This window comes from Acinetobacter sp. Brlt_5, from assembly GCF_051949055.1.
GTDB lineage: Bacteria > Pseudomonadota > Gammaproteobacteria > Pseudomonadales > Moraxellaceae > Acinetobacter > Acinetobacter indicus.
The window spans coordinates 22,486-31,235 of record NZ_JAYJLP010000023.1 but is presented as its reverse complement, the minus strand read 5'-3'; the positions used below and the strand labels follow the sequence as shown (position 1 = coordinate 31,235).

The window sequence follows — 8,750 nt, the reverse complement described above, 5'->3', positions numbered from 1 at the left end:
CAGATTTACGGAATTAGGTCGCCCACTTACCCAAGTTACGCCTTAAATTTGGCTCAATTAGGGGCGCTTTGCATTTCAAATCTTTGTGCAACAAAGCCCCAATCAACTATTCATATTACATACATAACGTTTATGTCTAGAATGGATAAAACCTATATTCCAATAATCTACTAACTGATTCAATGACTGTCCTTCTCCTGATTGCATAACTGTACCTATCTTTATAGGAGGAACTAACTCAAGTTGATTCATATCTCTATCACAATAAATGTAAGCTTCTTTGTATTTTTCTTTATAGTTCCACCCCCTCTTATTCAACCTACCATCTATTTTATCTATAAAATTATCACTATTTTGCTCTAGATCTTTCACTTGAAATATTAATCGTTCTGCATTATAGGAAGAAAATATTTTTTTACCTAAAATTTGATTACCAAAAATATATTCAGCATCACTTTCAAATTTTTTAATTATTATATTCTTATTTTCAACAACTGTTACTTCATTTTTTTTTCTAAGATCGCATGCAATACAGCAAGTACCCATTAAAATAATAGTCATAAATTTAAAAAAGGCTTTATTCCATGTTTGCATTACTTAATCTCTCTAATCTATTATTTCTTACTAGGTTTCACAGCATCTAAAATTGTATCAACACTAACAGTACCGCTCACACCTACATTGAAACCTGGTGTTCCTACTCCTAACTCAGAGGCCCACGTACCTTTTACAGGACTGCTTTTACTTACTAATGGAACCACTACGTTTGCTACTGCTCCATAAGCTCCACCACCAACAGTAACTGAAGCTCCACTTACAAATTCATTTGTAATCTCGCCCATAGTCATTGTTGTTTTGGTATAACTTGGTATGTTGTGAATATTACCACCTACACAACTAGCCCCTGCCAGATCTTTAGCGCTAAATTGTTTATTTTGAGCAACTGATTTTGCTACAGGAATTAATAGCGAATCCTTCGAACCACTAATATAATATTCGCCAGTCCATTGATTTTTAACAAAGCCCACTCCTATTCCTAAACCTCCGCCGCTACATGCAACATAATCAAATAATGGTGGCACTTTTATTTTACATAATTCTCCTGTTTCAGCAGAACACTCATAATTTCGTTGACCTTGATATGCTAGACCTGACTGGGCACTAGCTGGAATACCAAACATTTCACCATAATTAAAACTATTTAATCCTTTTGGATCAATCCATTGATTTGGATCACTTACATAACTAGAGGTATTCATACCACCCTCTAACCCAATCGGGTCTTTACTTACATATCTTGCGCTATGAGGTTCATAATAACGATAACGGTTATAGTGCAATTCTGTTTCTTGGTCGTAATACTGGCCTTGAAAGCGTAAATTATTTTGTTCAAATGGATTATCTTGATTTACTGCTTTAATTTCTAATGCTGTTCCCCACGTGTCTTGGAGAATTTCCCATACACACTCACCTCTTGCATTGGTCATAGTCTGCGGCGTACCGACTTGATCACAATGGTAAAAAGTGATCTGCTCTAACTCCACTCGATTTTTACGGGTATCATTGCGCCATACAGGATCTTTATAAACCGAATAAGGTTTACTTTGATATTCAGCATAATCAGGTGTTTCAATCAGTTGAATAAAACCTTTATATCCAGCTTGCAACAGTGGAACGAAGCTATTCGGTTCATACAGATAGTGCTTGGTATAACTGTCTTGTTCTGATTTGCGGGATTCCCAAATCATCAGATCACCATCCCAACCAAACAAAGTCAACGCATCTACCGTTTTCTTGTACAGTCGACGACCAAAGACGTCATAACCGTAGTCCGTGACTTGACCATTGTGATCACTGCGAATCAATCGATTTTGGTTGTCCCATGTCAGTTTGAGGGTTTTACCTGCTTGTTTAGCCTCTATGACATTGCCTTGTGCGTCGTAGTGGTAATGTTTTCCTTGATAGCTTCTGACCAGATTGTTTTTAATTTGTGCCGTACTAGATGCGGATACAGGGTCGATCAAATTTCCTGCAGGATCAAAGCTAAAACTCTCTGTTTTATGAGCGCTTTGCGTTGTGATTAAGCGTCCAATTGGATCGTATTGATAATTAAGCTTACCCAAACGGCTATCTTCAACTTGGTTTAGTAGGTAGTTTTGGTCGTAATGATAATGTCGATGCGCTTGGTACTGTAAATAGTCTTGCGTTTCTTGTTCAGGCTGAATCAGTTGTGAACTGAGTAAACCAACGTCATTATAGTGTTTAGTTTGGATGAGTCCATTTGCCAATAGGCGTGTTGTTTCTCGATGCAAGTCATCTCGTTGGAATGAAGCCATGTCCTGTTTATTCAGGGCAATCGCATATAAATGTCCTGAGCCGTAACTCAAATTGGCTTGTTCCTGTCCATCTGGGCGGATTGTTTTAATTAGATTACCAAGTTCGTCATATTCATAACGTAAGACCGCAGTAAGTGGACGAAGCCCAGCGATTTTGTAATGCTGATGCTCTCTCACCAATTGCCCAAGTGTATTGCGATAAAAATCAATTTGGCTAACCTCATTACTGGCTCGGCTCAGTTGGCTGTTCAGATTGTAATCAAATTGTTCTGTTTGCTTCTTTCCTGTATGTAAATGGGTAAAGCTTTTCGATGCGATTTGTCCATCTGCGTAATAATCAAATTGGGTCAGGATATTAGGCTGTCGGATTTCAGATAACCTGCCACTCTCATCATGATAGCTGTAGTTTTTTTCTTCTCCATCAAAAGCTTGTTCACGTACCAAATAACCATATTGATTGTAATCAAATAAATATTCTGCTTGGTTTTGGTTGATTAGTTTTTTGATGCGTCCCTGTTTATCCCATTGATAGCCAATGCGATGTCGATTAGCATCGATGCGTTGTTCGAGTAATCCTGTGGCATTGTATTGGTACTCAGTCACTAAACCTTTAGTATCAATATGTTTGAGTAAACGCCCTTCTTCATCATGTTCAAAATGTTCTTTTAATCCATCAGGGTAAACAATACTTTGGAGTTGTCCTTTGTCTCGACCTTGAGTGCTGTAAAGGTACTGAACGACTTTATTATTTGCAGTTTGTTCAGCTGTTAGCGAACCCTCTTCATCGTATTCCCAAGTACTGCTTTTGCCTGAGCAATCAGTATAGGAGGTCATTTGTCCTAATTCATTGTATTGAATTTTTTTGCTGCCGCCTTTGGCATCAATCACTTCGATCAATTGATTGTCATTGTTGTATTTATATTGGGTGATATGCCCCAAAGGATTTATTTCTTTGCTGATATTACCCTTGGCATCATATTCTCGTTTCCAAATATTGCCTTCAGGGTCTTTGGTTTCGACCAAATTGCCTTGCTCATCATAGGCAAAACGGATTACTCCGCCATTTGGCTGTACGATTTTGATGAGTTGATCTTGATCATTGTATTCTTGTTGGGTCTCTCGCCCTTCAAAATCAATTTGACGGGTAATACGTTTTTGACTATCACGGCTGTACCACGATTCACGACCATCGGCCAATCGAGTGCGATAGGTAAATCCATTCAGATCGAAATAATAGTAGGTCGGGACATCGTAAGCATCATAAACAGCGACTTGACGTAAGCGTGGATGCCATTTTAGTTTGGTATGAAAACTGCCATCATCGGCCCATTCTTCTATCGCTTTAGCTTGGGCGTCGGTTGATTCATAGCGAATATTTTGTCCACGTCCCGTCCGATCGGTATAGCGTGTGAGTTGATGAAATTGGTTATATTCGTAAGTTCTTATATAGCCATTTTGATCAATAGCTTTAATTAAATTTCCTTGATTATCATATTCATAACGTGCTAATGGTTCAGCTTTATCATCTACAAAGATGGCCAGAATTTTACCCTGATCGTTATAAGCGAATTTGAGCGCCTGCTGTGCCTGCTTTAACTTAAATGCAACAATTTGTAGAAATATCTTATCGACACGAAATGAGCTGGATAAGCAGCTTGCTTTACAGGCACGTAATGTTGAACTGGCTGAAAAGTCTGAACGGTTGACTGAAGTTCGTTATCGTAATGGTGCAATTGCGTTGAAAAACTTGTTAGATGCACAGGAAACCACACGTAATGCTCGATTGTCTTTGGTTCAGACCAAGCAGAGTCAATACAATGCTTATGTGACGTTAATGCAAGCTTTGGGTGGAAGTCCGGTTCAGTCTTTAAATTAAAAAAAGCCCGAAAGGGCTTTTTTTTATCAACACTCATAATTAAATAGCTTTGCTAAATAAAACCGTGAATTAAAAATATCATTTTAAATTTAATTGATCCATTCTTTAGGAACTTGAGGGATTTTAGATGTTCTCACACAAAGCCTTCTAATTAAGAATTGAGGAATACCAAAAATCAAAAGATTTAAATTAAAGTCTGAAGGTAATTTCACTTGATCTGTGAAATAATCTCGCTCTGAAAATCTTAGTAGTTTAAGTCTAAACCAAGTTTCTCTTGCTATCTCTTTACGGTCAATGACATTCGGGGCATAGTAATGAATATTATTTTTTAATTTTTCTAAGTCTTCACCCGCCATATAGCGTCTAAAAAACTCCCAATGACCTTCAACCAAACTTAAGCTACGAAATCTAAATGGAAAGACGACCACTTGTTGAATGATCTCATTTTGATCAATCAGTGAAGCATTCACAGCGTATTCATGATTTTCATTAATATTTATAGAAAAATGATAATCACTCCATGGAGCTGAAATCCATTTTTTTTGGTAAGGCTCAAAATAGTGTAATTCTTGCTTTTTACGGTTAAAAATTAACGGGTAATGTGTATAGCCAAATAATTCGCGACCGAATGAAATATTAAATATTTTTATTAAAAGATAAGTACTTCCAATCAGGGCAAAAGTCCCTATTATAAGAGCAAAAGATATTTCATTTTTAAAAAGTGCATAAAATAGAAAAAAAAGTAAAGAAGAACTGATTATTAATAATATGACGGAGAACCATATAGAAAAAATTGATGGCAATCCTCTAATTTCGTCCCAAGCATCAGTACAAACTAGGTAATCATCATTAACTTGCTGGATATTAAAATATGGAATCAACTTGTTTTTTAATTTTTCTTTAGGATCTAAATTAAAATTAATCAATCCTCGTTCATTAATATAAGTTAATATCTTTGGTCTTTCATGATTAATTTTTAACCCTAGTATTAAATTCTGATTCTCATAACCATAGTTACCGCTCATAATCTTCCTTTTATTTCTTAAGATCTACTATTCTTCAATTAGAACTACTAACTTCTTCAACGGCCATTATATAATTTTTTTCAAGTTGATCTAAAGAAAATCCTGCATCAGATACCCCCCAAGCACTTTGTTCAAGCCATTGTATAAGCTGTTGCCTACGATTATAGTCAGCATAATAATCAATTCCAAAACCAACTAAAATTAGAACTATGCCCCAACCTGTAGCACCTAAACCTAACAATCGGGCTGACATGTATGTAGTACCACGCCTTAAAAGATAGGTAGAGCCAATTAACGAGGCACCGTATGATAAATCTAGAAGTCCACTTGTAATATTATTTTGCTTGAATGAACCAAATGCATTTTTTGTTTCTAAAAGAGCAAAAATAGTCGCTCCCCCATACAAACCAATACGCGCTAAATTTCGAACCGTGTCAAATCTAGATTGTCCAATAAACCCAAAAACATTTTTATTAACATTAGGTATCGAACTACGTGTTTGTAATTGTCTTTGCACATAATCCATTATACTTCCAATAAGTATTAGTGGCTGAGCAAATGCTTGAGCTTGTGCATGGATATGGGATTCCAAGCTACCATTTGATTCAAATAGTGCATTATAAGCTTTAGCTATAGATATACATTGTAAAGCTGAACCAAACACTCCTAAAGCCAAGGCTCTATTATTCTTAGGCTGGAAAGAGCTTATTTGAGAATTCATAAAATCTTTATAAACTTTATAATCAAAAACTGAATTAGAAGCTCTTTTTGCCACTTTACTCCCTCTTGATGAATAATAAAGCTCTTTGTCTAAAATCGCTTCAAATTTGACGATTTGGTTAGGATTTTTTTGATTCGTCTCGGCTCGAATTCTATCTAATTTGCTTTGTAAACCAGATATTCTTGAATCTTGATTTTTATTTCCTGTGAAGCCTGAATTTTGTAAAGTAGTAATAACTTCAGAAGTCATTTTCGAGGCTGGTCCAGTCCAACTAAGTCGAATAAATTTTTGTTCATTAAAAACCTGTGTTCCAAATGCGACAGGATAATTTTTTAAATCAGACCCAGCTTCATTAAAAATTAACGCTAACTGAGCATGTAGTTTTTCACTCATCACAGCATGGCTTGGGGAGTTTTTTAAACTTCTTAAAATAATGGCATCATACTCATCAACGACTTGCGAATAACCAAAATAGACACCAGCATTTTGTGGTATGTTAGTACCAGTATTAATTAAAAAATCAAAAGTATTATCTATTTTTAAGTTTGCCTTATTTGATTCAATGTAATTTTTTAATTTCTCATTATTATAGCATAATGATCTTAAGCAATAATTCCTATCTGTAATTGATTTACTTTTTAAATGATTATAGAAAAATTCCGATATTTTTGGATAAACAGCAGAATCCCCAATAATAATATTTAAAATATTAAAATACTCTCCATACAGCTCTATATTTTCCTTATCAAAATATTCATTCATATAATTAAAAAGCATATCGCTTTCATAAAATTTAATATATAAATTTGACAAGCTATCAATTTTAGAACTCAAATTTTGATACAAATTAGATGAAATCCAACTATCATATTTATTATTATCAACTACTTTTAAGTATTCCTCCCACTGTTTTTTAAAATTTTCTTCTCTTTTTTCAGCAATACTTGAAATAAATAACTTCTTTGAGTCTTCAGTTAGAATATCTAGCAGATCAAAACTTTCATCTTCAAACATTTCATTAAGTTCTTTCGTAGTGAACTTATCAGTATTTATTTTAAATTTATTGCCCTGTAATCCATAAATCATCTCATCTGGACGCAACCCCTTTTTATAATTTGCACTAATACCACGTTTAGTATAGTCCTCTATCTCAAAATATGCTCCAGCTTCACAAGCTGTTTGAACACCAAATTGGATCTCAGAAAATTTAGCATCCATAAAGAGGTTTTTGTCATTATCATCGTTATATTTCTCCTTAAGATACCTCATAATTTGACCAATATCCTTCAATATACCTACAGGGTCATCCAATACTATAATTGGGAACCTTTTACGATTTTCAGTATCATTTTCAAAGTATTCAATCAAACTATCTAAAGTATTTTTTCTATTTCTGATAAAATTGTTCTTATTTGTAATATCTCTATCTTTTATCCAAGCATGTGTTTTTTCAAAGTCCGTACTTTTTAAATCATCAATCAGATTAATTTGGGATTTTGATAGCCTTCTTTTATGTGCACTACTTGCTTTGGATACATTTAAAAATATACTTTTATCTTTCGAAGCACTTTTTTCTATTATTTCTTTAGAAAATTGATGTCTTGAGTATATTATTCCAAAGTTTTCTGCTCCACTATAAACATCTAAAACTAATGCCTTCGCAGTTGTATTAGAATATCCTTTACTTTTCACCCCTTTCTGAGATTCAAAACACTCCAAATGAGTTTTCTCAACATCCTCATGCTCTTCAACACTATCCAAAGGAATTGCTGTAAGTGCTCCATTATTACTTACAGAATATGCTCTTAATGGATAATCTTTTCCTTGCCCGAAATGATCAAAAGACCAGTTCTCACCATAGATATATAAATACCCTGTTTCCAATATTCGAAGTGTATAAACTAAAAAACTAGGTAGTTGAGGATAGTCTTGAGTTAGATTTTTTGGACATTCTTCAACGTCTCCTTTCAACCCTATACCAATTCTAACAGGTAGATCTTCCCCAAAACGCTCACATGTATCGCATCTATGTTGTAATCCTATTCCTTGAGATAATTCTTCTTTTTCATCATAACTATTCATTTATACAACCCCATTATTCTTATAAGTACTTAGAACAATATTTAAAAATTCAGAATCTTTAAGTAATTTTCTTTTTGTAGATAAATGATCATTAACTATCAATCTTATCTCTTTATTAATAGATTCTATTTGACCTACTTCCATATTTTTTCTAAAGTTAATATTTCTTTCACTTAAATTAATTTCCATAAAAGTGAAATTCAAACTAATCAAATATTTATCTATATTTTTTAAAAATTTACTACCCCATCCATTATACATATTTTTATATATTTTATTTTCATCAAAAAGAATTGCATTTAAATGTAATGATATCCGTGGATCATAAAATCTAAATAAAAATTTATCTGATTTACCTACTATCATTTGTTGGGTCAAAAATTCCGCCATATCATTTAAATCCAATTTTGACTTAAAAAGATTCTGTGCGATAAACATTCGATCAAAATCATAAATATTTTTTGTAAAATTAACTAGAATAAGCTCATTTAAAAAACTCTCTTTTAATTCATCCCCCACTGTATTCAAATCAACTAATAATGGACAAAATTTCTTATTTTTAAAAACATCTTCACCTATATACTTATATTCAATTTGATTACCATCATAGAGTTCTATCATATTCTGGAAAAATCTCTGTTCATAAAGCATAAAATTAAATTCTTTAAAAACATTTAAATTTAAATCTACAATATTTATCACTTTAATTT

Annotated in this window: 4 protein-coding genes and 2 pseudogenes; 1 reads left to right on the top strand and 5 read right to left on the bottom strand. The window is 33.5% G+C overall.

Features of this window, described 5'->3' with window-relative positions; genetic code table 11:
* Nucleotides 1-102 precede the first annotated feature (102 nt).
* Both VF685_RS12940 and VF685_RS12935 read right to left on the bottom strand, forming a co-directional pair.
* Nucleotides 103-594: a hypothetical protein gene (locus VF685_RS12940; protein WP_001195446.1), complete on the bottom strand. Its 492-nt coding sequence runs from the start codon at nucleotides 592-594 to the stop codon at nucleotides 103-105.
* A gap of 20 nt (nucleotides 595-614) precedes the next feature.
* Nucleotides 615-3,956, bottom strand: a pseudogene (locus VF685_RS12935) (RHS repeat-associated core domain-containing protein); the annotation flags it as partial.
* Between VF685_RS12935 and VF685_RS12930 the strand changes: the two are divergent.
* A pseudogene (locus tag VF685_RS12930) lies at nucleotides 3,955-4,212 on the top strand (TolC family protein); the annotation flags it as partial. The pseudogenes VF685_RS12935 and VF685_RS12930 sit on opposite strands and share 2 nt — an antisense overlap.
* Before the next feature lie 89 nt (nucleotides 4,213-4,301).
* Here VF685_RS12930 and VF685_RS12925 read toward each other — a convergent pair.
* From VF685_RS12925 to VF685_RS12915, 3 genes are read right to left on the bottom strand one after another with little or no spacing between them, the layout of a single operon-like run.
* Nucleotides 4,302-5,237 carry a hypothetical protein gene (locus VF685_RS12925; RefSeq protein WP_440203662.1) on the bottom strand — a complete coding sequence of 312 codons (936 nt, stop codon included), beginning with the start codon at nucleotides 5,235-5,237 and terminating at the stop codon, nucleotides 4,302-4,304.
* Nucleotides 5,238-5,271: 34 nt separating this feature from the next.
* A complete protein-coding gene (locus VF685_RS12920) occupies nucleotides 5,272-8,040 on the bottom strand; it encodes a toxin VasX (RefSeq protein ID WP_440203661.1) in 2,769 nt (922 codons plus the stop codon).
* On the bottom strand, nucleotides 8,041-8,742 hold the full coding sequence (locus VF685_RS12915) for a hypothetical protein (protein WP_205779435.1): 702 nt from the start codon (nucleotides 8,740-8,742) through the stop codon (nucleotides 8,041-8,043).
* Nucleotides 8,743-8,750 lie beyond the last annotated feature (8 nt).

What these genes read in the sequence shown, in the direction of transcription:
- VF685_RS12925 (WP_440203662.1), bottom strand. Translation starts at nt 5,237, where the DNA reads ATGAGCGGTAACTATGGTTATGAGAATCAGAATTTAATACTAGGGTTA.
- VF685_RS12920 (WP_440203661.1), bottom strand. Translation starts at nt 8,040, where the DNA reads ATGAATAGTTATGATGAAAAAGAAGAATTATCTCAAGGAATAGGATTA.
- VF685_RS12940 (WP_001195446.1), bottom strand. Translation starts at nt 594, where the DNA reads ATGCAAACATGGAATAAAGCCTTTTTTAAATTTATGACTATTATTTTA.